General features: G+C 68.4%; 28 protein-coding genes. 8 read left to right on the top strand and 20 right to left on the bottom strand.

What is annotated here, in order from left to right:
* Positions 1-190 precede the first annotated feature (190 nt).
* Genes QRN34_RS02505 through QRN34_RS02460 form a run of 10 tightly spaced genes read right to left on the bottom strand, consistent with a single transcriptional unit; the run spans position 191 to position 11,510 of the window.
* Positions 191-1,321, bottom strand: a complete 1,131-nt coding sequence (locus QRN34_RS02505) for a GNAT family N-acetyltransferase (protein ID WP_285401673.1) — start codon at positions 1,319-1,321, stop codon at positions 191-193.
* Complete coding sequence (locus tag QRN34_RS02500) at positions 1,318-2,865, bottom strand: oligosaccharide flippase family protein (RefSeq protein ID WP_285401671.1); 1,548 nt, start codon at positions 2,863-2,865, stop codon at positions 1,318-1,320. The genes QRN34_RS02505 and QRN34_RS02500 overlap by 4 nt, the downstream gene beginning before the upstream one ends.
* A complete protein-coding gene (locus tag QRN34_RS02495) occupies positions 2,862-4,559 on the bottom strand; it encodes a hypothetical protein (protein WP_285401669.1) in 1,698 nt (565 codons plus the stop codon). The genes QRN34_RS02500 and QRN34_RS02495 overlap by 4 nt, the downstream gene beginning before the upstream one ends.
* Positions 4,556-5,560, bottom strand: a complete 1,005-nt coding sequence (gene galE / locus QRN34_RS02490; protein WP_285401667.1) for a UDP-glucose 4-epimerase GalE — start codon at positions 5,558-5,560, stop codon at positions 4,556-4,558. The genes QRN34_RS02495 and galE overlap by 4 nt, the downstream gene beginning before the upstream one ends.
* Positions 5,557-6,390 (bottom strand): dienelactone hydrolase family protein, encoded by an 834-nt coding sequence (locus QRN34_RS02485; RefSeq protein WP_285401665.1) that lies wholly within the window; start codon positions 6,388-6,390, stop codon positions 5,557-5,559. Before QRN34_RS02485 ends, galE begins: the two co-directional genes overlap by 4 nt.
* Positions 6,390-7,166, bottom strand: coding sequence for an alpha/beta hydrolase (locus QRN34_RS02480; protein ID WP_285401663.1), 777 nt, complete (start codon positions 7,164-7,166; stop codon positions 6,390-6,392). The genes QRN34_RS02485 and QRN34_RS02480 overlap by 1 nt, the downstream gene beginning before the upstream one ends.
* A gap of 2 nt (positions 7,167-7,168) precedes the next feature.
* The gene (locus QRN34_RS02475; RefSeq protein WP_285401661.1) at positions 7,169-8,533 is read right to left on the bottom strand and encodes an outer membrane beta-barrel protein; all 1,365 of its coding nucleotides are present in this window, start codon (positions 8,531-8,533) and stop codon (positions 7,169-7,171) included.
* Positions 8,534-8,559: 26 nt separating this feature from the next.
* Positions 8,560-9,333, bottom strand: coding sequence for a polysaccharide biosynthesis protein (locus QRN34_RS02470; RefSeq protein WP_285401830.1), 774 nt, complete (start codon positions 9,331-9,333; stop codon positions 8,560-8,562).
* A 5-nt stretch (positions 9,334-9,338) separates the two neighbouring features.
* Complete coding sequence (locus QRN34_RS02465; protein WP_285401659.1) at positions 9,339-10,868, bottom strand: XrtA system polysaccharide chain length determinant; 1,530 nt, start codon at positions 10,866-10,868, stop codon at positions 9,339-9,341.
* Positions 10,869-10,904: 36 nt separating this feature from the next.
* Positions 10,905-11,510: an XrtA/PEP-CTERM system exopolysaccharide export protein gene (locus QRN34_RS02460; RefSeq protein WP_285401657.1), complete on the bottom strand. Its 606-nt coding sequence runs from the start codon at positions 11,508-11,510 to the stop codon at positions 10,905-10,907.
* 150 nt (positions 11,511-11,660) lie between these two features.
* Between QRN34_RS02460 and QRN34_RS02455 the strand changes: the two genes are divergently transcribed.
* A complete protein-coding gene (locus QRN34_RS02455; RefSeq protein WP_285401655.1) occupies positions 11,661-12,362 on the top strand; it encodes a YdcF family protein in 702 nt (233 codons plus the stop codon).
* Positions 12,363-12,370: 8 nt separating this feature from the next.
* Here the strand turns inward: QRN34_RS02455 and QRN34_RS02450 are convergent, their stop codons facing one another.
* Together QRN34_RS02450 and QRN34_RS02445 are read right to left on the bottom strand one after the other, a co-directional pair.
* Positions 12,371-12,685 carry a hypothetical protein gene (locus QRN34_RS02450; protein WP_036141026.1) on the bottom strand — a complete coding sequence of 105 codons (315 nt, stop codon included), beginning with the start codon at positions 12,683-12,685 and terminating at the stop codon, positions 12,371-12,373.
* 76 nt (positions 12,686-12,761) lie between these two features.
* Positions 12,762-13,154 (bottom strand): hypothetical protein, encoded by a 393-nt coding sequence (locus QRN34_RS02445; RefSeq protein WP_285401652.1) that lies wholly within the window; start codon positions 13,152-13,154, stop codon positions 12,762-12,764.
* 115 nt (positions 13,155-13,269) lie between these two features.
* Between QRN34_RS02445 and QRN34_RS02440 the strand changes: the two genes are divergently transcribed.
* Positions 13,270-13,635, top strand: coding sequence for a hypothetical protein (locus tag QRN34_RS02440; RefSeq protein WP_036141023.1), 366 nt, complete (start codon positions 13,270-13,272; stop codon positions 13,633-13,635).
* 13 nt (positions 13,636-13,648) lie between these two features.
* Here the strand turns inward: QRN34_RS02440 and QRN34_RS02435 are convergent, their stop codons facing one another.
* The gene (locus tag QRN34_RS02435) at positions 13,649-14,479 is read right to left on the bottom strand and encodes an aldo/keto reductase (RefSeq protein ID WP_285401650.1); all 831 of its coding nucleotides are present in this window, start codon (positions 14,477-14,479) and stop codon (positions 13,649-13,651) included.
* 65 nt (positions 14,480-14,544) lie between these two features.
* On the bottom strand, positions 14,545-15,804 hold the full coding sequence (ispG, locus tag QRN34_RS02430) for a flavodoxin-dependent (E)-4-hydroxy-3-methylbut-2-enyl-diphosphate synthase (protein WP_285401648.1): 1,260 nt from the start codon (positions 15,802-15,804) through the stop codon (positions 14,545-14,547).
* A 104-nt stretch (positions 15,805-15,908) separates the two neighbouring features.
* Between ispG and QRN34_RS02425 the strand changes: the two genes are divergently transcribed.
* On the top strand, positions 15,909-17,384 hold the full coding sequence (locus tag QRN34_RS02425; protein WP_285401646.1) for a phospholipase D-like domain-containing protein: 1,476 nt from the start codon (positions 15,909-15,911) through the stop codon (positions 17,382-17,384).
* A gap of 12 nt (positions 17,385-17,396) precedes the next feature.
* Here the strand turns inward: QRN34_RS02425 and QRN34_RS02420 are convergent, their stop codons facing one another.
* The 3 genes from QRN34_RS02420 to QRN34_RS02410 are packed head-to-tail and all read right to left on the bottom strand — an operon-like array spanning position 17,397 to position 19,782.
* On the bottom strand, positions 17,397-17,696 hold the full coding sequence (locus QRN34_RS02420; protein WP_285401645.1) for a DUF6587 family protein: 300 nt from the start codon (positions 17,694-17,696) through the stop codon (positions 17,397-17,399).
* Positions 17,693-19,540, bottom strand: a complete 1,848-nt coding sequence (locus tag QRN34_RS02415) for a ferrous iron transporter B (RefSeq protein ID WP_285401643.1) — start codon at positions 19,538-19,540, stop codon at positions 17,693-17,695. The genes QRN34_RS02420 and QRN34_RS02415 overlap by 4 nt, the downstream gene beginning before the upstream one ends.
* Positions 19,537-19,782 (bottom strand): FeoA family protein, encoded by a 246-nt coding sequence (locus QRN34_RS02410; RefSeq protein ID WP_036141014.1) that lies wholly within the window; start codon positions 19,780-19,782, stop codon positions 19,537-19,539. The genes QRN34_RS02415 and QRN34_RS02410 overlap by 4 nt, the downstream gene beginning before the upstream one ends.
* Positions 19,783-19,887: 105 nt before the next feature.
* Between QRN34_RS02410 and QRN34_RS02405 the strand changes: the two genes are divergently transcribed.
* On the top strand, positions 19,888-20,673 hold the full coding sequence (locus QRN34_RS02405) for an enoyl-CoA hydratase-related protein (protein ID WP_285401640.1): 786 nt from the start codon (positions 19,888-19,890) through the stop codon (positions 20,671-20,673).
* Positions 20,674-20,677: 4 nt separating this feature from the next.
* Here QRN34_RS02405 and QRN34_RS02400 read toward each other — a convergent pair whose 3' ends face one another.
* Positions 20,678-21,160 (bottom strand): glutathione peroxidase, encoded by a 483-nt coding sequence (locus tag QRN34_RS02400; RefSeq protein ID WP_285401638.1) that lies wholly within the window; start codon positions 21,158-21,160, stop codon positions 20,678-20,680.
* 127 nt (positions 21,161-21,287) lie between these two features.
* Here QRN34_RS02400 and QRN34_RS02395 point away from each other — a divergent pair, with 127 nt between their 5' ends.
* The 3 genes from QRN34_RS02395 to QRN34_RS02385 all read left to right on the top strand — a co-directional run bounded on the left by QRN34_RS02395 (position 21,288) and on the right by QRN34_RS02385 (position 23,842).
* Entirely contained in the window at positions 21,288-22,292 is a 1,005-nt protein-coding gene (locus QRN34_RS02395; protein WP_285401636.1) for a methionine ABC transporter ATP-binding protein, read from the top strand.
* A complete protein-coding gene (locus QRN34_RS02390; protein ID WP_285401634.1) occupies positions 22,289-22,963 on the top strand; it encodes a methionine ABC transporter permease in 675 nt (224 codons plus the stop codon). Before QRN34_RS02395 ends, QRN34_RS02390 begins: the two co-directional genes overlap by 4 nt.
* 69 nt (positions 22,964-23,032) lie before the next feature.
* Positions 23,033-23,842: a MetQ/NlpA family ABC transporter substrate-binding protein gene (locus tag QRN34_RS02385; RefSeq protein WP_285401632.1), complete on the top strand. Its 810-nt coding sequence runs from the start codon at positions 23,033-23,035 to the stop codon at positions 23,840-23,842.
* Between the two features lie 67 nt (positions 23,843-23,909).
* Here QRN34_RS02385 and pncB read toward each other — a convergent pair whose 3' ends face one another.
* Positions 23,910-25,088, bottom strand: coding sequence for a nicotinate phosphoribosyltransferase (gene pncB, locus QRN34_RS02380; RefSeq protein WP_285401630.1), 1,179 nt, complete (start codon positions 25,086-25,088; stop codon positions 23,910-23,912).
* Positions 25,085-25,468, bottom strand: coding sequence for a thioredoxin family protein (locus QRN34_RS02375; protein WP_285401628.1), 384 nt, complete (start codon positions 25,466-25,468; stop codon positions 25,085-25,087). The genes pncB and QRN34_RS02375 overlap by 4 nt, the downstream gene beginning before the upstream one ends.
* A 108-nt stretch (positions 25,469-25,576) precedes the next feature.
* Between QRN34_RS02375 and QRN34_RS02370 the strand changes: the two genes are divergently transcribed.
* Complete coding sequence (locus tag QRN34_RS02370) at positions 25,577-26,407, top strand: c-type cytochrome (protein WP_285401626.1); 831 nt, start codon at positions 25,577-25,579, stop codon at positions 26,405-26,407.
* The last annotated feature ends 8 nt before the right edge of the window (positions 26,408-26,415 follow it).

Here is a 26,415-nt window from a genome sequence, read left to right as displayed (position 1 = left end):
ACGAGCGACGGGCTTCGGCTTCGGCTTCGGTACAGACCCCGGTCATGCGCGAAGAACCTAAAAAAGTTCAGTTAGAGTGATCCTTTCGCTCAATACGTAAACCTCAAGCGGCAACTTGCGGAGCGTCTTGATGAGGTCATCACGCAGGTCGCCTTCACGAAACCGACCATGCAGCACGTCACCGTTACGCCTACTTACCACGACGCACACGCCACTCTGCCCTGAGCCGATAAACACGGCGGTATGCCCAGCGCAGCGGCCTGTACGCGCCGAAACCCAGGGTCGCGGGCATCGATCTCACGACATACAGCGAACCGCACGCCTCGGCGCGCGTGGCAAGCAGTCGCTTGTACTGGTTGTCGCCGTAGCCGAAGCTGATGCGCTCGCCGGGAAACCGGTCGAGCAAGGCGCGAATGGCCTGGAACACCGCGACGGAGCCGATGCCCACCTTCGCTACGTCCTCGTCGTAGCCGAGGTCGTCGACCAGGTAGGTGCCGCCCAGGCGATAGCCGTGCACATAGGCCAGAGGTTGCCCCTCGCGCAGCACCACGTGCCCGACCAGTTGCCCGGCGGCGGCCAGGCGTTCGAACAGGGCCACGCGCGCCGGTGCCTCCCAGTCGATGGGCAATGCGGCGTGGTGCCAGGTGCGCGCGTACACCTCGTTCATCAGCCGGGCGTACTCGCGCATGCCCTCCGCCCGATCGAACGTATGCAGCGCCGCATCGCCGCCCAGCTTGCGATACGCCCGCCCCACGCGCTGCGTGAGATCGGCGCGCTTCTTCCTGTCCATGCCGCCCAGCCAGGTTTCCGAGGACGGCTGTGGGTCGATCGACCAGTGCACCTGGTCACGCAGGTGCGCGGCGACGATGCGCAGGCCGACGGCGGCCAGGCGATCCGCGAACCGGCTGGGCAGGCCGGCCTCCTGGATACGGATCACCCGCACGCTGGCGTCGCCTGCGAGATGGTGGGCGATGGCGTCGCCGACCCGCTCGCGATCGGCGTCGTCCGCCACGACATCGTCACCGAGCAGGCGCAGCACGGGCCCGCGATACACCGGCATGCGGCGCCCGCCCAGGTCGATCCGCGCGACGTGCCCGACCGCCAGCAGCGGGGCGTAGCCGACGACGCCTCCCCCTGCATCGCAGACGAGGATCACGTGCGGTCGCGTGCCGTCGCTGCGGCTCGCCACCTCGTACGCGATCCAGTCCGGGTGCTGCACGATGCCGCTGGCCGCACCGGGCCGTGCCGCCAACAGGGCCATACCGTCGCGATGGTCCTGCAGGGTTTCCAGCGAATCCACCACGCGACAGACCTGGCTCATGGGCCGGCCTTGACCGCGGCGGACGGCAGGTGATCCAGCATGCGCGACAGCCAGCGACCCGGGCGGCCGAGGCGTTGGCTGATGCCCGTCATCAGTTGCACGTCGTCCGCCGTCCAGTAGCGCACGAGCACGCTGCCAGGCAGGTAAAGCACCCCGAAGACCGCGCAGCCGCCGAGGAAACCGGCCAGCGACGGAATGGCCGCAGTGGTCGCCCAGGCCGCCAGCGTGGCCACCGCGCCCACGACGAACAGGCGCGCCATCGCCGCCAGCGGCAAGCCGCCACGGGTGGCCTTGCGCAGGTAATGTACGGCCAGCGCCATCTCCACCACGCGGGTGCCGGCGTAGGTGAGCACGGCGCCCGGCAGGCCGAACGCCGGTATCAGCGTCACGCCCAGCGTGGCGTTGGCCACGAGCGCCACTGTGGCGATGCGGACACGATCGTCCTGGCGGTCCACCACGGTCTGGAACGCGGCGATGCCGTTGCCGATCAGCAACAGGCCACCCAGCACCAGGGTCGCCTCGATCGCGGGGATGGCTTCCACGTAGCGGCTGCCGTACATCAACCGGACGATATCCGGCGTCGTGACCAGGCCCAGCCCGGCGATGGCGATGCCCACCGCCCAGTAGAACCGCGTGGCCTCGGAAAGGAAGCGGGCGGCCCGTGCCGTGCCGTGCTCGCCGTAGGACTTGGCCATGTACGGCAGCAACGTGGAGGTCAGCCCGACAGAGAACAGCTGCACCGCGCCGCGCGTGAGCGTGCCGGCGATCGCGAAATACCCCACCGCCACCGAGCCGGAAAAGGTGTTGAGCAGGAAGATCTCGATGGTGCCGACACGGAAGGAGCCCATCAGCACCAGGGCGGCGGTCAGCTTCAGGTGGCGATCCACCCGCTGCGACAGCGCCCGCGGTACCGCGCCCGGTGCGAAGGATCGGCAGCAGCGGCGATAGACCTGCCGGTTGACCAGGTTCAGCACAAGGCAGGCGACCGCGAACAGCGCGACGAAGTCCACTAGCCCCGCGTGCATCAGCATGGCGGCCAGCACCAGCAACATGCCGAGCACGCCGCCGACCACGGTGGCCACCGCCTCGGGCTCGAAACGCTCCTGTCCCTTGGCGATGGCGACCTGCATCGCGTAGTTGGCCTTGGCGACCACCGCGACCACCACCAGCGCCATGATCGGAAGCAGCGAATGGTCCCATTCGGACGGTCGGCACAGCCAGCCCACCACCACGAACAGGCCGATCACCACGGCCGAGCTCCACCCTTGCAGACGCGAGAAACGGGCGGCAAGGTGCGACGCCAGGCCGGCATCGCCCATGCCGTCGGCCTCGGCGATGAACTTGGTGGACGAGGTGGTCAGTGCGTGGTTGGAACACACGATCAGCCAACCGCACAGCCACACGGTGAAGGCATAGCGACCGAAGTCCACCGGACCCAGGGCGCGTGCGATCCACACGCTCATCAGCAGGCCCAGCGCGTATTCGATATAGGTGGACACCGTGACGATACCCACGCTGCGCAGCACGGCGAGGCGACGGTTCACGGCGACACCGCCGTCGGGGTCGCACGGGAAGGTGGTGCCACGCCGGCGCCCGCCGGCTGCGCCATCATCCACTGCGCCACGCCGGCGCCGCGGTTGTTCCAGTTGAAGCGGCGCAACGTGTCGGCGATCGCCGCGCACGACGGCGCATACGACGAGGCGATGGCGGCAAAGCGCTTCGTCAGCGCCGCGGCCTGGCGCGCATCCGTCTCGAAATAGCGCGCCGCGGCCACCGGCAGGCCCAGTTCCACCGTGTGCCCGTCGCTGTACCAGCCTTCCGATTCCTGGATCTTCATCAGCGCGGCGGGGGTGGCCTGCGACGACGACCAGTACCAGGCGATCTGGCCCTGCGGGCCGGAACAGCCGTTGCGCCAGTCGTGCGGCGGCACCAGCAAGGCGGGATCGATCCAGCCGTAGCGTTCGAGGTAGCGGCCGAAGCCGGTGATCATGGCCGGGATGCGTGGGTCTTTCGTGACCAGCCACGCATGCCACAGGCCGTCCACGATGTTCTCGCTCATCCAGGGCGATGCACCTCGCATGTCGTCGGCGCCGCCGCGGTCGTTCTCGTGCACGTTCCAGCTGTTGCGCCACGAACCGTCGTCGCCGAGGCCATCCGGATTATGCCGCTGCTGCTGTTCCAGCCAGCCGATCCGCGCATCGATGCGTTCGCGGTAACGCGCATCGCCAGTCAGTTCATAGGCGGCCACTGTCTGGATCAGGCCGAGGCCGGCCAGTCGTTCGGTGAAGTAATCGTCCGCATGGCGATACGGACCGGGTGCGCCGTTCCATCCACCGCTGTCCCACAGGTCCGCCATGGCAGCCACCGTGGCCGCATCGTGCATCGTGTCATCGCCGCTGAGCGCCATCGCCAGCAGGATCGGCTCGATGTAGACGTACTTGACGTCGCACGGCTTGCCCGACGGCATCCAGCCCCCCGCGCAGGACGGACTGGCCGGCACGCCGTCACGCTTGATACCGGCCATGTACCAGCGATAGCTGGCCTCGGCGGCGTCGAGGTAATCCGCGCGGCCGGTGCGCACATAGGCCTTGAACAGCGTGGACGGGCGGTCGAACAACCATGCCGTGGTGTCCGCAGTGGGCAACGTCCGCGCCCAGCGGAACTGCGCATCGACGTAGCGCGCGTAAGGCTCATCGGAAGTGGCCACCGACTGCGGGCCGGCGATCAGCGACGCGGCCAGCCACTGCGGGGTGAGCGTCGCCAGGGCGGCAGACGGAGAGCCGGTCCGGCCCGGCGCATACGGCCACGCCGGTATCGCCGCCGCATGGGGCGCACCCAGGACGAAGTAGTACGTGCCCGCTGCTGCACGGAACTGCGCACGCACCGCACGCACGCCGCCGGCACCGGTATGCCACTGCAGCAGCGGCACGATCGCCGACGGTATCTCGTGGCCCTGCGCATCCACGATGCGCAGCAGCGTCGCATCGCGCAGCAGCCCCGGCGGGAACGGAATGCCCGCCGACACAGCCAGCACGTCGCCCTTCCCCGCCTGTGGACGCACGACGATGGCCTGCGCGGCGGGAGGGCGCGGCGACCCGGCCATGCGTGGCGATACGGGCGATGTGACCGCACCCGATGGCGCAGCGGCACGTCCCGGGCCAGGCAAGCCGGCGACAACGCTGGCGATCAGCAGGCAGACGACGAACGGCACGCGGTGCACGGTGAAGCGCATCCTCATGCCACCGAAGCCACGGGCGCGGGCGCGCCGATCAGGCGGTATTCCCAATCCAGCGCCGTGCGCACGATGAAATCCAGGTCGTCGTGGCATGGCGTCCAGTCGAGCACCTCGCGCAGCCGGTCGCTGCAGGCGATCAGCTTGCCGATATCGCCCGGGCGACGTGGCAGCTCGATCACATTGAGCGGACGGCCGCTCGCGCGGGCCACCGCGTCGACCACCTCGCGTACGCTGTAGCCGTGACCGTAGCCGCAATTGAGCGTCAGCGACGCACCGCCGTCACGCAGATGGTCGAGGGCGCGCAGGTGCGCGGCGGCAAGGTCGTCGACATGAATGTAGTCGCGCACACCGGTACCGTCGGGCGTGTCGTAATCCGTGCCGTAGATCGAGAGGCTGGCACGCTTGCCCACGGCGTGCTCGCACGCCACCTTCACCAGCAGCGTCGCCGCGGGCGTGCTGTGGCCGATGCGTCCCAGCGGATCGCAACCGGCCACGTTGAAATAACGCAGCACCACATGGCGCATGGCGCCGGTGGCGCACCAGTCGCGCAGCATGGTCTCGGACATCAGCTTGGACCGGCCGTACGGATTGGCCGGGCGCGTCGGTGTTTCCTCGTCCGCGATGCCGGCGGCCGTGGTGCCGTACACAGCCGCCGTGGACGAGAAGATGAACTTGTCCACGCGCGCCTCCGCGCAAGCGGCCAGCAGGTTGCGCGTGTTGCAGGTGTTGTTGCCGTAGTACTTCAGCGGATCGCTGACCGATTCCGGCACCACGGTGTGCGCGGCGAAATGCAGCACCGCATCCACGCGGTGCGCACGCAGCACGCGTCCGACCAGCTCGCCGTCGCCCACGTCGCCTTCCACCATCGATGCACCACGCACCGCCTCGCGGAAGCCGGTGGACAGATTGTCGATGACGACCACCCGATCGCCTCGCGCCACCAGCTGTTGCACGGTATGGCTGCCGATGTAGCCGGCGCCGCCGGTGACCAGGACGGTATTCACGGGTGCCTCCCGGCCGCAGCCGGTGGAAAATGATGGGTCAGCCAGTCGTCGATGCCGTGCACCAGCCGTGCGCGGTCGCCGGTGAGGACATAGGTGTGGTCGGTCCCGGCGAGGTAGCGCGTCGCCACGGCCGGATGGCGCATGACCTTGCCGAAGCACTCGCGGAACTGGCAGGCGTGGTTGAAACAGTCGCTGATACCGCCCGAGTAGACGAGGTACAGCCGCATGCCCCGCGCAACCATGCCGGTGAAATCGGCGATCACCTCGGCGCGTGGCGCCGGCGCCACGGCGAACACCGGTTCCGGGGCCCGTGCCGCCGCCCTTGCCTCGCCGCCGCGGCGGCGCAAACGACGCAGCCAGCGCGCCGGGTCCGCCAGTCGCGGCAGGTAATGCCGCAGGCGATAGCCCAGCGTGCGATAGGCATAGCCGTCCAGGAACACCGCCCCGGCGACACGCGGGTCCTGCGCCGCCACCACATGGGCGTTCTGCGCGCCCGAGCACAGCCCGACCAGCACGAAGCGCGAGCAACCGGCCTGGCTGGCTAGCAGGCCCATGGCGTCGTCCAGGTCCGCCAGCACCTGTTGCACGCGGGTCTGCCCGCCGCCGGTGGCCGCGCTGTCGCCCAGCGTGGACATATCGAAGCGCAGCGTGGGATACCCGGCGGCATTGAGCTGGCGGGTCAGTTCCACGTGCAGGCGGAACGGACCGATGCGGTGGACCAGCCCGGCATTGAGCACAATGACACCGATGTCGCCGGCGTCGCCCGCGGGCACGCCGGCGATGCCGACCAGGTGCCGCGCACGACCGAAACGATGGGCTTGCTCGTGCATCACGCGATCTCCCTGAAGCGACTGCTCACGGCCTGGATCAAAGGCGGCGAAAGAATCGCGGTTTCCAGCCGGTGCAGGTCATTCCATGGCGTCGGCTGGCCCAGCACGCGAATCCGGCCGCGCTCGCCCAGGCGGCCGTCCCAGCGTCGCGGCTCGCCCTCCGGCAACGAATCCAGGACCAGCGTGGGCACGGCGCTCGCATCGACATGCAGCGCGGCCAGCTGGCGCCGCAAGGCGGCGCCGACATCGAAACCCAGCCACTGATCCGCGGCATCGGCCGCGTCACGCGGATGGGTGAACCGGTTCGGGTCCTCGCGCAACGCGGCCTGCATCGCATCCAGTACCGCGACGTGCTCGGCACCGTCGAACACCGGGTCCCAGGCGATCACCTCGGCGAAGCGGGCCCGCGACGCGGCGGCGAGCGCAATGCTGCCGCCCAGGCGCGCGCCGAAGGCGACCACGCGGTCCACGCCGGCTCGTGCGCGCACCTGGTCGGCGGCCGTCGCCGTATCGGCGACGCAACGATCCCAGTCCACCTCGCCGCTGGCGCCGGCGGCATCGCCCGTGCCGTGGTAATCGAAGCGCAGCACGGCCACGCCCTGCCCGGCCAGCGCCTGGGCCAGCTGCCGGTAGAGCCGGTGGCAGCGGATCAGGTCCTGGCCCAGCGGCGGGCACATCAGCAGCGCCTGGCGCGGCCGCACGGCGGGCGCGTGGTACATGCCGAACAGGCCGTGTTCGGCGCCGAAGAAAAAGGGCAGGTCCAGGTCGTCACGCATGCTCACCTCCGGTACACCACGCCGACGAAGCACTCCGCTTCGCGGTAGCTCTGTGCCGCCGCATCGCTGCTGCGCCGCTCGCGCGCCACGGAGATGTGCCAGCTCCAATGCCGGTTGATCTCCTTGGCCAGGTCCAGCCCGAGGCGGGTCGTGTGGTCGCTGCGGTCGAGCGTGCGGTAATCCACGTGCTCGTACGTACCGAAGCCGGATAAGGTGAGCGTCGGCGTCATGCGATAACCCATGCCGACGCTGAGGCCACGCGCGGTCTGGTCGAAGGTCGGGTCGTCCAGGTAGGCCAGCTTGCCGATCGCCGGCGACACCGTGACGGTCAGGCGATCGCCGCGCCAGTTCCAGTTCGCCTCCACCCGGCGCTCGCGGTACACCTGCGAGCCGATCACGGCACTGCCTACGCCGATACCGTTACCGGTCGCGCCACGCCCCAACCCGCCGGTATTGGCGAACGGATCGATGGCCTCGGCGCGATCGGCCTGCAGCCCCGCACCGTACACGCCGGGCGTGGTGATGATGTCCTGCGCGGCATCGGCGTATTGCCAGGTGCCGGCCAAGGACACCGCGTTGCGCAGCGTCGGCTGCCAGCCCACCCGCAGTCGCACCAGCGGCGCCGACACACTCCGGCCCTGGTCGAACGACAGCCGTGTGCCGCCGAGCAGGACATCCGCATCGAAATGCGGCAGCTTTCGTGTGTAGCGCACGAAGGCTTCCTTGCGGTCGTAGTTGGCACCGTCCGGCTGGTGGGTGAAGTCCACGCGCTGGAACTCGACGTTGCCGGACACCTGGTCGGTCGGGCCGAGGTCGCGATACAGGCGGAACGCCGCCATACCGCGCGAGGAATCGAACTGGTCGACCTTCGACGCATAGCTGTTGATGTAGCGCAGCTCCAGCTGCCCGCGCGCGGCATCGCCGAAACGCATCCGCAGCGTGGGACCCAGCACCAGCACGTTGGTCTGCTGCCGGTTGTCCGGCGAATCGGCGGACAACTGGTCCACCGGTTGCACGCCCGCATAGTCCTCGACCGAGAAGTCCAGCCGTTGCGGGAGCACGGTCCAGTTCGCCTGCGCGCCCATCTGCGTCTGCGTCTGCGGATCGAAGTGGCCTTCGAGGTACTTCCGGTATTCGACCGTACCGAGCACGTTCGCCTGGAAGGTGGAACCCAGCTGGTTGAACTGGAACGTGGCGCCCGGCGTGAGCACGTTCTCGCTGAGGGGGCGATCGGACGACAAGGCGATGTTGTTGCTGTGCTCCAGGCCGGCATACAACGTGTAGTCCAACGTGCCCGCCAGTGAACACGCCGGCACGGCCGCCAGACCCAGTGCGATCGCGCGGGCCAGTGTCGTGGATGTAAGCATGCGCCCTATCCTTAGCCGCATCGCGATCACGGTGACTGGTTGAAGACGACGCCGGCCACCTTGGCCGGATCGAAATTGGCCACGGCCTGGTGGATCGCGGCGGGCGTGTCGCGTCCGTAGCCCGCCACCACGACCACGAAATCGGCCAGGTCGGCCAGTATCCGCGCGTCCGGCGAGCCCTTGACCGGTGGGCCGTCCAGGAACAGGTAGCGATCGGCATAGCGGCAGCGCAGCGAGTCCAGCACGGCGCGCATGCGGAACGAGGAAAAGTACTCCCCGCTGTTTTCCCGCGCCGTGCCGGCGGGGATCAGGCGCAGCCGCGGCACGCCGGTCGGGTACATGATCGAGGCGATGCCACGCGCTGGGTGCTCGAGGAAGTCGATCAGTCCTCCCGTGCGCGGCTCGATACCCAAGGCCTTGTGCTGGTCGGGATAGCGAAGGTTGCAGTCCACCAGCAGGCTGGTCTTCGATTCGTCGAAGGCGAACGCGGCCGCCAGGTTGCGGGTGACGAAACTGCCGCCGGATCGTGGGCTGACCGCCACCACCAGGGTGATGAAATTGCTGTCGCCCGCCATCTCCACCAGGCGGGTACGGATGCCCCGGAACGCATCCGATTGCGAGCGCACCGACGCCTCGCGATGGATCAGGCGCTTGCGTTCGCAGTCGATGGGCGCCAGTGTGCCGCGCTCGTCGCGCATCAGCGCGATGGAGTGGCCCGACGCGGCATGCGCGTCGTCCTGTGCCTCGTCACGATCGACGAAATCGCCCGGCTCGGTGGATGCGCCAACGCGCGAGTGCATGGTCTTCAAGCCTTCATCCTCCACCAGAACAAACCCAGGTACACCGCGCCCACGCCGAGGACGATCGCCCCCAGCAACATGTTCTGCAGCCGGTCGCGACGACGGTCGCGCGGCGTGGCGTAAAACGGGATGGTCGCAAGCACCGGGTAGCCGAGCGCCTGCTCCAGCTGTGCCACCGAACGCACACGCGGATCGAAGCGGGCGACGGCGAACAGCAGTCCGAACGGCACCGCCAGCGACAAGGCAAGGCCGGCCAGCCCGAAATGCATGAAACGCAGGCCCGACGGCACCAGCGGCATCACCGCCGGGTTCTGCACCTGGAAGGTCAGCCCCCGCTGCTCGGCGTCCAGGTTCATCGACACGCGTGCGTTCTCGCGCCGCTTCAGCAGGTCCTGGTAGACATCGCGGTTGACCGTGTAGTCGCGGGTCAGCTCGGCGGTCACGTTCTCGGAATTGGCGATGCGCCTGCTGCGTTCCAGTTCGGACTGCAGCATGCTTTCGCTGGCGCCTACCCGCGCCGAGGCGGCGGCGGCATCGCCACGAATCGTGGCCAGTTGCACGCGCATCTGCTGGTTGACCGGATTCATGGCGACCATGCGGTCCACCGTCCCGCCGCCCACGAATCGCCGTGCGTCGGCGCCCTGCATCTGCGCGCGAAGATCGTCGATCTGGTGGCGAAGCCGCACCACGTCGGGATAGGCGTCGGTGTAGGTCAATCGCAGCGTATCCAGCCGCGCTTGCATCTCGGCCAGTTGCGACGCGTAGATACCGCCCACGGTCTGCACCGCGTTCACTTCCGACTCGCCGCTCAGCTGCGCATTCAGTGCCGCCGCCTGCGACTGCTTCTGCATCGCATCCATGCGGTTGTTCTCGATCTGCGTGCGCAGCGAACCGATGCGCGCGTTGGTGTCGGCATCGCTGCCGGGGCGCGCGTCCGCATTGGCGTCACGGTAGGCCTTGAGCTTGTTTTCCGCATCGGTGAGCTTGGCCCGGTAGGCCTCCACCTGGCTGTCGATGAACTCGTAGGCATCGCGGCTCTCGCGCTGCTTTGACGCCAGGCTTTCGCTGATGAACAGCTGGCCGAACGCACGGGTCACCTCGAACGCACGCCGCGGATCGGCATCGAAATAGCTGATCGTGATCAGGTTGTCACGGCCGTTGACGATCTTCGTCCGCGACTTGATCGCCTCGATCAGCCGGTCGCGCTCGATGGGCGTCGGTGTGCTCGCCAGCCAGCCGCCGGTGCTCAGCACCTGGTCCATCACGCGGCGACTGAAGATCACGTCGCGCGCCATGCCCACGCGGTTCGCGTTGGCGGTGGCCGATGCCGCGCCCTCCATCAGCGGCGTGATGATGCTCGCCTCCTGGGCCAGGATGGTGGTGGATGCTTCGTATTTCTTCGGCCACAGCGCGCCGATGCCCAGCGCGGCCAGCGCGATCGCCGCGAAGGTCACGCCCAGCGCGATCCGGCGCCGGCGTGCCTCGCCGATCAGCGCGGGCAGCATGCCCGCGAAAGGAACGAGTTCCCCGTTCATGGATAACACCCCTTGCCCCGCCGGACGGCGGGACGGTCAGAAAGCGCGCTGCGGGACGGTGATGACATCACCGGGCTGCACGGGATAGTTGTTGGCCAGGTCGCCCTGCTGGAGGATCTTCTGCAGGCTGACCGCATAGGCTTGCGTGCTGCCCGCCGCGTCGTGCCGGTAGAGTTCGGTGCGATCGGGCGCGGCGAACTCCGTCGTGCCGCCCGCCGCCAGCACCGCGTCCAGCACGGTCATGCCCTGGCGGTACGGAATCGAGATCGGGCTGCGTACGGCACCGGTGACCCGCACGCGCGAGAGGTACTCGTGGCTGCGCAGCGCGGTCAGGATCACAGCCACCTGCGGATCGCGGATGTACTGCACCAGCTTCTGCTGGATTTCAGCGCCCACCTGGTCGGTGGTGCGTCCGCCGGCGGCTACGTCGCCGACCAGCGGCACGGTGATCTTGCCGTCGGGGCGCACCGGCACGCTGACGCTCAGGTCGGGGTTGTGCCAGACGGTCACCTGCAACTCGTCGTCCACGCCGATCAGATACGCGGCGACGACCGGACTGGCCGCATCCCGCGTGGGTGGCGGCAGATGGCTGCCGCCCGTTGCGCAGGCCGTCAGCCAGAGTGTGGCTGCCACGGCAGCCACGCGTTTTCCATGATTCATACGACACCCGCCCTGTGATTTCGCTCGGTGGGTATCGTCATTTCAATGCGCGGTGACGTCCATTCAACAGCCCGCCTAGGCCATTCGACCGACGGGCGGAATCGCCGGTTTTGCGCCATCATCGCGGCGGCCATGGATACCGCCGACTACCTGCTCCATCCGGCCATACAGGCACTGTTGCTGGCCGTCCTGTCCACCGCGCTGGTGCTGTGGCGACGGCCACGCCATGCCTGCATTCTCGGTATCGTCGCCGCGGCATGGCTCGCCCTCGCGTCCACGCCGGCCCTGGCCCTGCACCTGCGCACCGGGCTGGTAACGGTTAGGGACGATACGTCGTCACACGCGGATGCCATCGTCGTGCTGGGCGGCGGCGTACTTCCGAACGGCGACTGGTCGCGGACGACGACACGAGCCGGCATGGGGCTTTCACTGTGGCGTGCCGGAAAAGCGCCCGTGCTGCTCGCTTCCGGCAGCGACCAGGCGGTTTATCTCGCGCGGGGGTTCGCCGCGTCCGGTGTCCCGGCAAGCGACCTGCGCGTGGAGGACGGCAGCACCGACACACACGAGAACGCTCGCGATACCGCCGCGATCCTTCGAGCGGAGGGCCTACACCGTATCGTCCTGGTCACGTCCGACATCCACATGCGACGGGCGGCGAGCTGCTTTCGCCGCGAAGGCATGCGCGTGATCGAGGCGCCGGCGGACGACGCCCTGACCGAACTCGTCGGCGCGCCGTCGTGGCTACCGCGGCGCGACGCGCTCACGCTCACCGCCCGTTGCCTGCACGAGTACGTCGCCCTGTGGATGTATCGCCATCGGCACTGGCTGGCCTGACGCGACGCTCAGCGGTCGTCGGTCTCGATCTGCAACGAGGTCTTTCCGTCGCGCCGGATCAGCCCCGGCCCGAACTGAACGACTTTCTCGTCCTTCAGCACAACGGTGTAGTCCTTATGGGTGAAGGAAAACCGGCCCGGACGGCGGTCCAGCCAGCTCATCACCTCGAACCCGATCATCGTGCGGTCGGAATCCGCCGGTCCGAGCCGGTCCAGCACCTCGTCGCGAGGCATCCCCACGTCGAGGCGGGCCACTTTCGAGGCCATGCCCGCGCATGCGGACAGACCCACGGTCAGGGCGGCGACGACGATGGCCCGGTTCATCCTCACTCGTATTCCCCACGGATCGGCATTGCCGGGATGGTAGCGCACCGGCGGCATGGCCGGCGCCCTCGTCACGCTAGCGTACGGAGGTGGACGGCGTCGGTGCCTGGCCGACCGGCTTGCCGTGCGGGTCCAGCGTATGGCCCTGCGCATCCACCCCGTGGGCATTGGCGTTCTCGACGCGGCGCGTCACGCCCGTGGCCGAACCGGCGGGCTTGACGGGGGCCAGGCCGCGCTCGGTGGCGCCGGCATCGGAATGGGGCTGCACGGGTGCGGCGGCGGGATTGGGGCGGGCCACGGCCCCAGTGTCCAGATCCTGGGGCGCACCGGGCGACGGTGTGGTGGGCGCCGGCGTGGCGACCGGCTTCGGCGACGTTGCACTGGCCGGGTTCGACGACGGCGCCGTCTGGGCCATCGCGGCGGTGGCGGCGAGGGCGAGTGACAGCAGGAACAGCGGACGCATGGGCATGGCGGACTCCTGGCATGCCGGTGCGACGCCCCGGCTGGACCACGACGCTATCGCCGCCGGTGTGAAGCCCGCGCGTGCCTGCTAGGCTGCGGCCCTACCCTGCCGGAGACACGCGATGCTACTTGCCCTCGCTCTTGCCATGGCCGCCGATGGCGGCTTCGACGCCCGCGTGCAGACCGCGAAGGTGCTGGAGACCAACGTCGAAGGCAAGCTATGGCAGGGCAAGCTGTGGGACACCATCGGCAATCCGGCCACGGACGCGCTGAAGGACTGCATCGCCAGCAACATGCCGGCTGCCGACCGGCGTCCGTTCACACTGGTGGCGCGGGTGCGTCCGGACGGGCGCAGCCTGGACGTGGACGTGAAGCCGAAAACGCCCGTAGCCACCTGTTTCGCCGGGCAGTTCGCCAACTGGGCGCTGCCCGCGCCACCGAAGACGCCGACCCCCTATCCGATGGAGATCGACGTCTCGATGCAATGACCGGCTGATACGATCAGTTGAACTCGTCCGGATCGGGGCCCATCCGTTTGCCTGCATCCAGGCCGGCGATGGCCTTCATGTCCTCGTCCGTCAGCGCGAAATCGAACACGTCGATGTTCGCGGCGATGCGCTCCGGCGTAGCGGACTTCGGAATCACCATGTGGCCCAGCTGCACGTGCCAGCGCAGCACCACCTGGGCGCTCGACTTGCCGTACTTCTTGCCGAGGGCAACCAGCGTTTCGTTCTTGAGCAGGTCGCCGCCCTGGCCCAACGGGCTCCAGGCCTCCGTGATCACCTTGTGCTTCGCGTTGGCGGACACCACGTCGCGCTGGGCGAAGTCGGGATGCAGTTCGACCTGGTTGACCACCGGCACGACGCCGGTTTCCTGCACGATGCGATCCAGGTGCGCCGGCTGGAAATTGGACACGCCGATGGAGCGGATACGGCCTTCTTCACGCAGGCGGATGAACGCCTTCCAGGTATCGACGTAGCGATCGTGCTTCGGCGTCGGCCAGTGGATCAGGTACATGTCCACGTAGTCGGTGCCGAGCTTGGCGATGCTTTCGTCGAATGCTTTCAGGGTCGAGTCGAAACCCTGCTCGCTGTTCCACAGTTTGGTGGTGAGGAAGATATCGCCACGCGCCACACCTGAGCGTTCCATGCCCTGGCGCACACCGGCTTCGTTCTTGTAGATGGCCGCGGTGTCGATCGAGCGATAGCCCGCTTTCAGCGCGGCCGCGACCGCGTCGGCGGTTTCGGCATCGGGAATCTGGAAGACACCGAAGCCGAGCTGCGGCGCCTTGTTGCCGTCGTTGAGGTCGAGGACCGGAACGGTGGAGGTCATGCGTTGTCTCCTGCGGGGAACCGCCGGTCATGCTAACCGCAGCCCCGCATTCAACGCGTGACGGGTCAGTCGCCGCGCGCGGCGTAATGCGTTTCGACGTAGTGGTCGAGGATGGCCACGAACTCGTCGGCGATGTGGTCGCCGCGCAACGTCATCGCTTTCTCGCCGTCGATGAACACCGGCGCGGAAGGCGCCTCGCCGTTGCCCGGCAGCGAGATACCGATGTTGGCGTGCTTGGATTCACCCGGTCCGTTGACGATGCAGCCCATCACCGCCAGGGTGAGGTTTTCCACGCCGTCGTACTTCACCCGCCACACGGGCATCTGCTCGCGCACATGCGCCTGCACCGTCTTGGCCAGTTCCTGGAAGAACTCGCTGGTGGTGCGACCGCAACCCGGGCATGCGGTGACCAGCGGCGTGAACGCGCGCAGGCCCATGGTCTGCAGCAGTTCCTGCGCCACGATCACCTCGGCGGTGCGCGACTGGCCCGGCTCCGGCGTGAGCGAGATGCGGATGGTGTCGCCGATGCCTTCCTGCAACAGCACGCCCAGGGCGGCGCTGGAGGCCGTGATGCCCTTGGAGCCCATGCCGGCCTCGGTCAGGCCTAGGTGCAATGCGTAATCGCCGCGACGCGCGAGGTCGCGGTACACCGCGATCAGCTCCTGCACGCCGGACACCTTGCACGACAGGATGATGCGGTCGCGCGCCAGGCCCAGGTCCTCGGCGCGGGCCGCGGAATCCAGCGCGGAGCGGATCAGGGCCTCGCGGGCCACGTGGCCGGCGTCCCACGGATCAGCGCGGCCGGCGTTCTCGTCCATCAGCGCGGCGACCATGGACTGGTCAAGCGAGCCCCAGTTGGCACCGATGCGCACCGGCTTGTCGTAGCGAATGGCCATCTCGATGATCGAGGCGAACTGGGCGTCCTTTTTCTTGCCGAAGCCCACGTTGCCCGGGTTGATCCGGTATTTCGCCAAGGCCTCGGCGCAGGCGGGCTCGCCTTCCAGCAGCTGGTGGCCGTTGTAGTGGAAATCGCCGATCAGCGGCACCGAGACGCCCATCATTTCCAGGCGCTCGCGGATGCGCGGCACGGCGGCGGCGGCGGCCGGCGTGTTGACGGTGATGCGGACCATTTCCGAACCGGCGCGGGCCAGTTCGGCCACCTGCTTCGCGGTGGATACGGGGTCTTCCGTATCCGTGTTGGTCATCGACTGCACGACGATGGGCGCGCCGCCGCCCACCTGGACCCGGTCGATCACGACACCGGTGCTGGGGCGGCGGGCGCCGGCTTCCGCGGGACGCGGGCGGCTGGAAAGGGTCTCGGTCATAGCCGCGCATTTTAGCGCACTGGCATGACCGGAAACCGACCGGCTCTCACGCCGCCTCGATACCCGGGTCACGATGATGCGCCATGCCGCTAGACTCGCCCCCCATGAACGCCCGACACCGCACCCACGGCTTTTCCAGCCGCCTGTTCGCCCAGCAGGCCCTCAGTCGCAGCGCCGGCGCGCCCCTCATCGGGGGCAATGCCGTCGAGCTGCTGATCGATGCCCAGGCGCATTTCGATGCCTGGCTGAAAGCCATCGCGGGGGCGACCCGGCACGTGTTCCTCGAGAACTACATCATCCGCGATGACCGGATCGGCCAGGCCTTCCGCGACGCACTGGTGGAACGCGTACAGGCCGGCGTGTTCGTGGCGGTGATCGGCGACTGGGGTGGCTGCCTGGGCCAGTCGCGCTCGTCATTCTGGCAGCCGCTGCGCGAGGCCGGCGGCCTGGTCCGTATCTACAACCCGCCCCGCCTGGGCAGCTCGTTCGGCTGGATCAGCCGCGACCATCGCAAGCTGCTGGTGGTCGATGGCGAGGTCGGCTTCCTGTCCGGCGTGTGCCTGAGCGAGAAATGGCTGGGCGACCCGGACCGCGACGTACCGCCCTGGCGCGACACGGGCGTGGCGCTGCGCGGGCCGGCCGTGGCGGAACTGGAACAGGCCTTCGCCGACAGCTGGCGCGAGGCCGGCGAACCCCTGCCGGACGACGCGCGACTGTCGCCCGTCGCCAACCCCGCCGAGGCCGGCCAGGTGGCCTTGCGCGTCATCGCCACGCAGCCCAGCACCGCCGGCATGTACCGGCTGGACCAGATGGTGGCGGCGATGGCGCACAAGACCCTGTGGCTGACCGATGCCTACTTCGTGGGCGTGGCGCCCTATGTGCAGGCGCTTTCCGCGGCCGCGCGCGATGGCGTCGATGTCCGCCTGTTGGTGCCCGGCACCAGCGACATCCCCATGGTCGCAGGCATGTCGCGCTCCGGTTACCGGCCGCTGCTGAAGGCCGGCATCCGGGTGTTCGAATGGAACGGCTCGATGCTGCACGCCAAGACGGCCGTGGCCGACGGCCGCTGGGCACGGGTGGGCTCGTCCAACCTGAACATCGCCAGCTGGCTCAGCAACCGGGAAATCGACGTGGCGATCGAGGATGCCGGCTTCGCCACGCAGCTCGAGGCCCAGTACGAGGCCGACCTGGAAAACGCCACCGAGATCCTGTTGCAGCCACGACGGCGCCGTTCGGGCAACGAGCGCGTGCGCAGCCGTACTCCCCATCCGCCACGGCCCCGCCGCGGGGGCGGCAGCTCGGGCCGCGCCGCGGCGGGCGCGTTGCGCATCGCCAACACCGTGGGCGCGGCGATTTCCCAGCACCGGGTGCTGGGCGACACCGAAACCGGGCCGCTGCTGGCCGGCTTCGTCGCCGCGCTGGTGCTGACCGTGGTCGCCGTCGCTTGGCCGGCCGTCATCGCCTGGCCGCTGGCGCTGCTGGGCGCATGGTTCACCGTCAACCTTGCCGTCAGCTGGTGGACCCTGCGCGAGAAGCGCCGGAAGCACGGCACGGCGGACGTCCAGGGTGCGGACGACTGAAGCCGGGGGTGGCTAGCCCCGGGTCTTGAAGGTCAACGGCTGGCTCTCGACGGTCGGGCCGACCGACGGCGCAGGCCCGCACGAGCCGCACGAGCCGCAGCCATCGCCACAGCTGCCGGTAGCCGCCGCCGGCTGGATGCGCCGGCCCAGCGCGCGAAGCATGGCGGGGCGGCCGTCGCGGTTGAGCGCGGCCGACACCCGCGCCATGGCCCGCACCGAGGTCTTCGGCAGCAGCTTGCGGAACGCGACATAGGCGGCCGCGAGCACGACGACCGCGATGACGACACCCTGGACGATATCGAACGTGCTCATGAGAGCGCCCTCGCGATCTGGTAGGTGGCCAGCGAGGCAAGGTAGGCCAGGCCGAACAGGTAACCGGCGGCCACGGCCACGTTACGCCACGAGTTGGTCTCGCGGCGGATCACCGCCAGCGTGGACATGCACTGCGGCGCGAACACGTACCAGGCCAGCAGCGACAGGGCGGTGGCCAGCGACCAGGAATGCGAGATCACCGGACCCAGCTGCGAGGCCACGGTATCGTCGCTGCCGGACATCGCATACACGGTGCCCAGCGCGGCCACGGCGACCTCGCGCGCCGCCAGGCCCGGCACCAGCGCGATGCAGATCTGCCAGTTGAAACCGATGGGCGCGAACACGTATTCCAGCAGCCGGCCCAGGCGGCCCGCCATGCTGTAGTCGATGGCCGGGCCCGTGGCGCCCTCGGGCGGTCCCGGGAAGCTGGACAGGAACCACAGCAGCACGGTGAGCGCGAGGATGATGCCACCCACCCGCTTGAGGAAGATCAGCGCGCGCTCCCACAGGCCCAGGCCGATGTCGCGCACGTTGGGCAGCCGGTACGAAGGCAGTTCCATGATCAGCGCGTGCTCGCTGCGATCCTTGCGCAGCCGCTTGATCACGAACGCGACCAGCAGCGCACTGAAGATGCCGGCGAAGTAGAGCGTGAACAACACCACGCCCTGCAGGTTGAAGATGCCCGCCACCGTGTGGTTGGGAATGAACGCGGCGATCAGCAGCGTATACACCGGCAGGCGCGCTGAGCAGGTCATCAGTGGCGCCACCAGGATCGTGGTGAGGCGATCGCGCGGGTCCTGGATGCTGCGCGTGGCCATGATGCCGGGGATGGCGCAGGCGAAGCTGGACAGCAGCGGGATGAACGCCCTGCCCGTCAGGCCCACGCGGAACATCATCCGGTCGAGCAGGAACGCCGCGCGCGGCAGGTAACCGGATTCCTCCAGCACCAGGATGAAGAGGAACAGAATGAGGATCTGCGGCAGGAACACCAGCACCGCGCCCAGCCCGGCGAACAGGCCGTCCTTGAGCAGGCTGTGCAGCGCGCTGCCCTCGGGCAGGAACCCGGTGACCCCATCGCCCAGCGCGGCGATACCGGCCTGGATGCCGTCCATGACCGGCTGCGCCCACGAGAACACGGCCTGGAAGATCATGAACATGAGTGCCGCGAGGATCGCCAGGCCGAACACCGGATGCAGCACCCAGCGATCGATGGCGTCGTCGAGGGCCGCGGTGTCGCGCGGCAGCGTGACTGTCTCGGCCAGGATGGAACGCACCTCGGCGTGCAGGCGGTCGCGGTCGGCCGTGTCGATATCGGCAGGCTGGATGGCGGGCACGGCCCGGTCGATGCGGTCGATCAGCGCCTGCGCCCCGCCGCGCTTCACCGCGATCGTCTCCACCACGGGCACACCAAGCCGGCGCGACAGCGCGTCCACGTCGATCGCCATGCCGCGACGGCGCGCGGCGTCCATCATGTTCAGCGCGAGCACCACGGGGCGACCCAGGCGGCGCACTTCCAGCACGAACCGCAGGTGCAGGCGAAGGTTGGTGGCGTCGGCCACGCAGACGATCAGGTCGGGCGGCGCCTCGCCGGGATAGCGTCCCTGGCAGACGTCACGCGTGATCGCCTCGTCGGGACTGGTCGCGTCGAAGCTGTAGGTACCCGGCAGGTCGAGGATCTGCAACGTGCGCCCGGACGGCGTGACGAAGCGGCCCTCCTTGCGTTCCACGGTGACACCGGCGTAGTTGGCGACCTTCTGCCGGCCGCCGGTGAGCTGGTTGAACAGGGCCGTCTTGCCGCAGTTGGGATTGCCGACCAGGGCGATGCGGGTGGCGATGGCGCTCATGCGGCGTCCTCCATGGCGATGGTGACGCGCGCGGCCTCGGTACGGCGCAGCGCGAAACGGGTCGAGCCGATTTGGATCAGCAGGGGATCGCCACCGAGCGGCCCGCGCGCCACCAGGCGCACCGGCTCGCCGGCCACGAAGCCCAGGTCGCGCAGGCGCTGCGCGATGGGATCGGCGGGATGGGCATCGGTGACGGACTGGACCACGGCTTTGGCACCTTTCGGCGCGTCGGAGAGGCGCACAGCAAATACTCAAATAAGAACTGTTCGCATTGTATGCCTTTAGCACGAGGGCTGCACATGCCGTGCCGGCCTATTATGATCTTGCACCCTGCCCGGAGATTGCCCATGCCCGCCGTCGAACTCCGCCGTCATGGCAGTACCGCCCATCTGGTGATGAACCGTCCCGAGGTGCACAACGCCTTCGACGACGGCCTGATCGCCGAGCTGACCGCCGCGATCGACGAGGTCGAGAACGACGACAGCGTACGCGCCGTGGTGTTGACCGGCAGTGGCGGCAGCTTCTCCGCGGGGGCCGACCTGAACTGGATGCGCGGCATGGCGGCCGCCAGCGAAGCCGACAACCTGGCGGACTCGCTGCGCCTGGCCGCACTGATGCGCCGACTGCAATTTCTTGCGAAGCCGACCGTGGCACGCGTCAACGGCGCGGCCTTCGGCGGCGGCGTGGGCCTGGTCGCGTGCTGCGACATCGCGGTCACGGTGGACAGCGCGCGCTTCGCGCTGTCCGAGGTCAAGCTGGGCCTGGTGCCCGCTGTCATCTCGCCCTACGTGGTGGCCGCGATCGGCCTGCGGCAGGCCCGCCGGCTGTTCGTCACCGGCGAACTGATCGACAGTGCCGCGGCACTGTCGATGGGCCTGGTGCACGAGGTGGTGCCGCCGGACCAGCTGGACGCGGCCGTGGAACGTGTGCTGGGCCTGCTGACGCGCGGTGGACCCGTGGCGCAGCGCGAAGCGAAGCGGCTGGCGCTGGCGATGGGCGGACACACCCCGGCCGACGCGGAGCGGACGGACGCGGGAAACGCCGCGCTGATCGCACGGCTGCGCGTGTCGCCCGAGGGCCAGCATGGCCTGTCCGCCTTCCTGGACAAGACCACGCCGGCCTGGGTGGGATGAGCGATCAGCCCAGCAGCGGCGGCAGGTCCTTGCCGATCTTTTCCGGCGTGTCGGTGGGTGCATAGCGTTCCACCACCTGGCCGTCGCGATCGACCAGGAACTTGGTGAAGTTCCACTTGATGCCCTCGGTACCCAGCAACCCCTTCTTCTGCGATTTCATCCAGCGGAACAGCGGGTGCGCCTGCTCACCGTTGACCTCCACCTTCGAGAACATCGGGAAGCTGACCTCGTAGGTGAGCGAGCAGAAGTCGCGGATGTCCGCGTCGTCGCCCGGCTCCTGGTGACCGAACTGGTCGCACGGAAAACCGAGTACCTCGAAGCCCTGCGCCGCATACGTCTTGTGCAGTTGCTCCAGCCCCTTGTACTGCGGCGTGAACCCACACTTGGACGCCACGTTCACCACGAGCAGGGCCTTGCCGCGGAACTCCGCCAGCGACCGCTCGTTGCCGTCGATGTCGCGTGCGGAGAAGTCGTAGATGCTGGTCATGCGCAGTTCCTGGCGTCGAAGGAGATCGACACAGTCTACGCCCGGCACGACGGCCATCGTGCAGTGCCGACCGCCGGCCGGCTTCGGCTACCATGGGTGCCCGTTACCGGCTGGAGCCACCCGCCCCGTGATCCGTTTCGCCTCCGCATCCAAATCCTATCGGGTGGAGGGCACCCTCGTGCCCGCGCTGGAACCCGTCGATCTCACCATCGAGGCGGGCGAGGTGTTCGGCATCATCGGCCATTCCGGCGCCGGCAAGTCCACGCTGCTGCGCCTGATCAACCTGCTGGAGCGCCCCACCGCCGGCCAGGTGTTCATCGCCGATCGCGACGTCACCCACGCCACCGGCGCCGAACTGCGCCGCCTGCGCGCGGGCATCGGCATGATCTTCCAGCACTTCAACCTGTTGTCCTCGCGCACGGTGGCGGACAACGTCGCCTTCCCGCTGCGCCTGCACGGCGAGCATGACGAGGCGCAGATCCAGGCGCGCGTCGACGAACTGCTGGCCCTGGTGGGCCTCACCGCCCACGCGCGCAAGTATCCCGCGCAGCTCTCGGGCGGCCAGAAACAGCGCGTCGGCATCGCACGGGCCCTGGCCAGCAAGCCGTCCATCCTGCTCTGCGACGAGGCCACCAGCGCCCTCGATCCGCAGACCACGGCGTCGGTGCTGGAACTGCTGGCCGACATCAATCGCCAGTTGGGCCTCACCATCGTGCTGATCACGCACGAGATGGACGTGATCCGCCGCGTCTGCGACCGCGTGGCCGTGCTCGACGCGGGGCGCGTGGTCGAGGTGGGCGACGTGGCCGATGTCTTCCTGCACCCGCAGCACCCCACCACCCGCCGCTTCGTGGCCGAGGCCGACCACCGCGAAGGCCGTGGGCCGGCGTTCCCCGGCATCGACGGGCGGCTGTTCCGGCTGTCCTTCCGCGGTGCGGCCACCTATTCGCCGCTGCTGTCCCGCGTGGTGCGCGACACCGGCATCGAATACAACCTGCTGTCGGGCCGGGTCGACCGGATCAAGGACACCCCGTACGGGCAGCTGACGCTGGCCATGCACGGCGAGCGCCTGGACGAAGCCCTCGCGCAGCTCCGCGCGTCCGACGTGGATATCGAGGAGGTGGCCCGATGAGCCCCATGCAGACGCTGTTTCCCAACATCGACTGGCCGGAAATCGCCCAGGCCTGCGTCGACACCCTGCTGATGCTGGGCGGCTCGCTGCTGTTCACGCTGGCGCTCGGCCTGCCGCTGGGCATCTGGCTGTTCCTCAGCGCACGTGGCCAGCTGCATGCGCGGCCGCGGCTGTATGCCGGGCTGTCGCTGGTGGTCAATGTATTGCGTTCCGTGCCCTTCATCATCCTGATGATCCTGCTGATCCCGCTCACGCAGGCCATCACGGGCGTGAGCATCGGCATCCGCGGCGCCATCGTGCCCCTGGTGATCGGCGCCGCCCCGTTCTTCGCCCGCCTGGTGGAAACCGCGCTGCGCGAGGTCGAGCGCGGGGTGATCGAGGCCAGCCAGGCCATGGGCGCCACCACGTGGCAGATCGTCACCCGCGTGCTGTTGCCCGAGGCCCGTCCCGGCCTGATCGCCGCCACCACGGTCACCGCCGTGGCGCTGGTCGGCTACACGGCCATGGGCGGCATCGTCGGCGCCGGCGGCCTGGGCGCGCTGGCCTACCAGTACGGGTACAACGGCTACAAGCCCGATTACATGCTGGTGACCGTGGCGCTGCTGGTCGTGCTGGTGCAGATCCTGCAATCGCTCGGCGACCGCCTGGTCCTGCGCTACACGCGCCGCTGAGGCGCCTTTGCATACGGCGGTATGGACGTCTATGCTGGCGGGCCGCACCATCCGCCACGGACGTCCGCCATGAAGAACTACCTGCTGCCCCTCACCGCCGCCCTCGCCCTTTTCCTCGCGGGGTGTTCCGGCAGCGCGGGCGACGGCAAGACGGATGGCTCCGCCACGCTCACCGTGGCCGCCACGCCCGTGCCGCATGCGGAGATCCTCAAGCAGATCAAGCCGCTGCTGGCCAGCCAGGGCGTGAACATCGAGATCAAGGTGTTCACCGATTACGTGCAGCCCAACATGCAGGTGGCGCAGAAGCAGATCGACGTCAACTTCTTCCAGACCGAGCCCTACCTGGATGCGTTCAACAAGGAGCGCGGCACCCACCTGGTCAAGGTGGTGGGCGTGCACATCGAGCCGTTCGGTGCGTATTCGAAGAAGTTCACCTCGATCGACCAACTGCCCGACGGCGCCGACGTGGTGATTCCCAACGATCCCAGCAACAACAGCCGCGCGCTGCTGCTCCTGGCCAGCCATGGCCTGGTGAAGCTCAAGAATCCCAACGACCGCCTTGCCACCCTGAAGGACGTCGTGGAGAACCCCAAGCACCTGAAGTTCCGTGAACTCGAAGCGGCCATGCTGCCGCGCGTGCTCGACCAGGTGGACCTCGCCCTGATCAACACCAACTACGCCCTGGCCGCCGGGCTCAACCCGGTCAAGGACGCGCTGCTGATCGAGAACAAGGATTCCCCGTACGTCAACTACCTGGTCGGCCGCGACGACAACAAGGACGACCCGCGCGTGAAGAAGCTCGCCGCGGCGCTCACCTCGCCCGAGGCCAAGGCGTTCATCGAGAAGAACTACAACGGCGCCGTGCTGCCCGCGTTCTGATCCGTCCGGCCGGATCCGCCTGGGCCGGCCGGCGATTCGCCCAGACCGGCCCGCATGCCTGGTGGCATTACGCCACCGACATGCCGAATACCTTGCGCAGGTAGCTCACGTATTCCACGTCGTCGCTCATGTTCTTGCCCGGCGAGTCGGAAATCTTCGCCACCGGCTGGCCGTTGCAGCGGGTCATCTTGATAACGATGTTGATCGGTGCCGGGCCCACGTCGTTGGTCAGGTTGGTGCCGACGCCGAACGAGAGCAGGCAACGGCCGTCGAAGTGACGGTACAGGTCCATCACGCGCGGAATATCCAGGCTGTCGCTGAATACCAGCGTCTTCGTCCGCGGGTCCACGCGATTGGCCACGTAGTGCGACAGCACCCGGTCGCCCCAGGTGAACGGGTCGCCGGAATCGTGCCTCGCGCCGTCGAACAGCTTGCAGAAGTACATGTCGAAGTCGCGCAGGAACGCGTCCAGCCCGTAGACGTCGGACAACGCGATACCCAGATCGCCGCGGTACTCGCGGGCCCACGCTTCCAGTGCGGCCGTCTGCGAGTCGCGCAGTCGCGGTCCCAGCGACTGGAACGCCTGCAAGTATTCATGCGCCATGCTGCCGATCGGCACCAGCCCCTGTCGCATCGCCAGCAGGACGTTGCTGGTGCCGGCCAGCTGGGTGCCCAGGCCCTTCGCCAGGGTGGCCAGCATTTCCTCGTGCCAGGCCCTGGAGAACCGGCGCCGCGTGCCGTAGTCGGCGATGCGCACGCGCTCGTACCCTGGCGTGTCATGCAGCAGGGCGATCTTCGCGCGCAGGCGCGCCCTGCCCTCGGCCAGGTCCAGATCAGGTTGCGTCGCCCGGTAGTACAGCTCGTTGACGATCGCCAGCAGCGGCACCTCGAACATGATCGTGTGCAGCCAGGGCCCTTCGATCACGATGTCGATCTCGCCGGGCGCGGTAGCCGACGGCGTGATCGACACATACTTGGCGTTGAGATGGAACAGGCCGAGGAAGTCGACGAAGTCGCTGTCGATGAAGCGCAGGCCACGCAGGTAGGCCAACTCGTCGTCGGTGAAGCGCAGCGCGCAGAGGCCACCCAGTTCTTCGCGGATGCGCCCGATCAACGGCACCAGGTCCACACCTGGCGTACGGCAGCGAAAGCGATACTCCACCTGTGCGGCCGGATACTGGTGCAGCACCACCTGCATCATCGTGAACTTGTACAGGTCGGTGTCCAGCAGCGAGGTGACGATCATGCGGTGGCTCCGGTCAGGCCGATCTGCTTGTTTACCGCGTCGACGAAGGCATCCGCCCCCGGCCACGAGGTGATCCGGCCCAGCTTGCGGCCACGATGGAAGAGGAAAAACGCGGGGATGCCGTGCAGGCCGAAGCGCGTGCCCATGGTCGGGTCGTCGTAGACGTTGTCGTGCAACCAGCGCACCTCCGGCCAGGCGAAGCGCTCCGCCGTCAGCAGGATCTGCCGCTTGGCAATATCGCAATTGGGGCAGTCGCGGCCCCACAGGAACAGGATCGCGATGCGCCCGTCGTCGCGGGCCAGTTCGGCATCCAGTACGGCGTCGGTGACCTTCTGCATGGAAAATTCTTCGAAGAACCGGGGGACGGTGGTGTCGGCCATGGTGAATCCGTGATCGTGTCGAATCCCCGAGGTGGGGACGATGGGACGATAATCCGAGGGTACCGACAGCGCCGCCTTCCACCCAGTCATCCGGACATAGGACATGCCGTGCGCATCCTGACCATCATCGCCCTGCTCTGCTTCGCCACGCTCGCACCGGCCGCCACCCTGACGCTCGACACGGGCAAGGGCATGCAACGTCTCACCACGGCGCAGCTGCTGGCCCGCCCCGATGTCCGTATCGTCGATGTCCCCGGCGACGTCTCGTACCATGCCGCCATGCGCTACCGCGCGGTGCCCCTGAAGGCCCTGCTGCCCGGCATCGATCCGGCCGCGCACCTGCAATTCGTGGCCCTGGACGGCTTCGCGGCGGAGCTGCCGGGGTCGCTCGTCACGGGCCAGGGTGCCCAGGGCGCCGAAGCCTGGCTGGCCATCGAGCCGCCGGACGCGCCCTGGCCGGCACTGAGCAAGGACAAACCGGGCGCCGGCCCGTTCTACCTGGTCTGGCTGCATCCCGAGGCCAGCCACATCGGACCGGAACAATGGCCCTACCAGATCGCCGCCGTCCGGGTGCTCGCCGACCCCGCGACACGTTTCCCGAAGATGCGCCCCGCCGCCGACCTGCCACCGGACGCCCCGGCCCGCCGCGGCTTCGCCGTCTTCCAGCGCAACTGCCTCAGTTGCCACACCCTCAACGGCCAGGGCGACGCACGATTGGGCCCGGACCTCAACATCCCGCACAGCCCGACCGACTACCTGCGCGAAGACATGCTGCGCACCCTCGTCCGCAACCCGCAATCGCTACGCCAGTGGCCGCAAGCCAAGATGCCCGGCTTCAGCCCCGACACCCTCTCCGACCACGACCTGGACGACCTGATCACCTACCTCAAACACATGGCCGCCCACCGCCCCGCCCCCACACCGACACCGACACGGTAGGAGCCCAC

Origin of the sequence: Luteibacter sp. ME-Dv--P-043b (genome assembly GCF_030209605.1) — a bacterium.
Classification (GTDB): Bacteria; Pseudomonadota; Gammaproteobacteria; order Xanthomonadales; family Rhodanobacteraceae; genus Luteibacter.
Note: the sequence above shows the minus strand (reverse complement) of the source record. Positions and strands in the feature narration are given on the sequence as shown.

Excerpts from the sequence above, each read along its gene's own strand:
- QRN34_RS02505 (WP_285401673.1), bottom strand. The coding sequence starts at position 1,321 with ATGAGCCAGGTCTGTCGCGTGGTGGATTCGCTGGAAACCCTGCAGGAC.
- QRN34_RS02495 (WP_285401669.1), bottom strand. The coding sequence starts at position 4,559 with ATGAGGATGCGCTTCACCGTGCACCGCGTGCCGTTCGTCGTCTGCCTG.
- QRN34_RS02485 (WP_285401665.1), bottom strand. The coding sequence starts at position 6,390 with ATGCACGAGCAAGCCCATCGTTTCGGTCGTGCGCGGCACCTGGTCGGC.
- QRN34_RS02480 (WP_285401663.1), bottom strand. The coding sequence starts at position 7,166 with ATGCGTGACGACCTGGACCTGCCCTTTTTCTTCGGCGCCGAACACGGC.
- QRN34_RS02475 (WP_285401661.1), bottom strand. The coding sequence starts at position 8,533 with ATGCTTACATCCACGACACTGGCCCGCGCGATCGCACTGGGTCTGGCG.
- QRN34_RS02470 (WP_285401830.1), bottom strand. The coding sequence starts at position 9,333 with ATGCACTCGCGCGTTGGCGCATCCACCGAGCCGGGCGATTTCGTCGAT.
- QRN34_RS02465 (WP_285401659.1), bottom strand. The coding sequence starts at position 10,868 with ATGAACGGGGAACTCGTTCCTTTCGCGGGCATGCTGCCCGCGCTGATC.
- QRN34_RS02455 (WP_285401655.1), top strand. The coding sequence starts at position 11,661 with ATGGATACCGCCGACTACCTGCTCCATCCGGCCATACAGGCACTGTTG.
- QRN34_RS02450 (WP_036141026.1), bottom strand. The coding sequence starts at position 12,685 with ATGAACCGGGCCATCGTCGTCGCCGCCCTGACCGTGGGTCTGTCCGCA.
- QRN34_RS02445 (WP_285401652.1), bottom strand. The coding sequence starts at position 13,154 with ATGCCCATGCGTCCGCTGTTCCTGCTGTCACTCGCCCTCGCCGCCACC.
- QRN34_RS02440 (WP_036141023.1), top strand. The coding sequence starts at position 13,270 with ATGCTACTTGCCCTCGCTCTTGCCATGGCCGCCGATGGCGGCTTCGAC.
- QRN34_RS02435 (WP_285401650.1), bottom strand. The coding sequence starts at position 14,479 with ATGACCTCCACCGTTCCGGTCCTCGACCTCAACGACGGCAACAAGGCG.
- ispG (WP_285401648.1), bottom strand. The coding sequence starts at position 15,804 with ATGACCGAGACCCTTTCCAGCCGCCCGCGTCCCGCGGAAGCCGGCGCC.
- QRN34_RS02425 (WP_285401646.1), top strand. The coding sequence starts at position 15,909 with ATGAACGCCCGACACCGCACCCACGGCTTTTCCAGCCGCCTGTTCGCC.
- QRN34_RS02420 (WP_285401645.1), bottom strand. The coding sequence starts at position 17,696 with ATGAGCACGTTCGATATCGTCCAGGGTGTCGTCATCGCGGTCGTCGTG.
- QRN34_RS02415 (WP_285401643.1), bottom strand. The coding sequence starts at position 19,540 with ATGAGCGCCATCGCCACCCGCATCGCCCTGGTCGGCAATCCCAACTGC.
- QRN34_RS02405 (WP_285401640.1), top strand. The coding sequence starts at position 19,888 with ATGCCCGCCGTCGAACTCCGCCGTCATGGCAGTACCGCCCATCTGGTG.
- QRN34_RS02400 (WP_285401638.1), bottom strand. The coding sequence starts at position 21,160 with ATGACCAGCATCTACGACTTCTCCGCACGCGACATCGACGGCAACGAG.
- QRN34_RS02390 (WP_285401634.1), top strand. The coding sequence starts at position 22,289 with ATGAGCCCCATGCAGACGCTGTTTCCCAACATCGACTGGCCGGAAATC.
- QRN34_RS02385 (WP_285401632.1), top strand. The coding sequence starts at position 23,033 with ATGAAGAACTACCTGCTGCCCCTCACCGCCGCCCTCGCCCTTTTCCTC.
- pncB (WP_285401630.1), bottom strand. The coding sequence starts at position 25,088 with ATGATCGTCACCTCGCTGCTGGACACCGACCTGTACAAGTTCACGATG.
- QRN34_RS02375 (WP_285401628.1), bottom strand. The coding sequence starts at position 25,468 with ATGGCCGACACCACCGTCCCCCGGTTCTTCGAAGAATTTTCCATGCAG.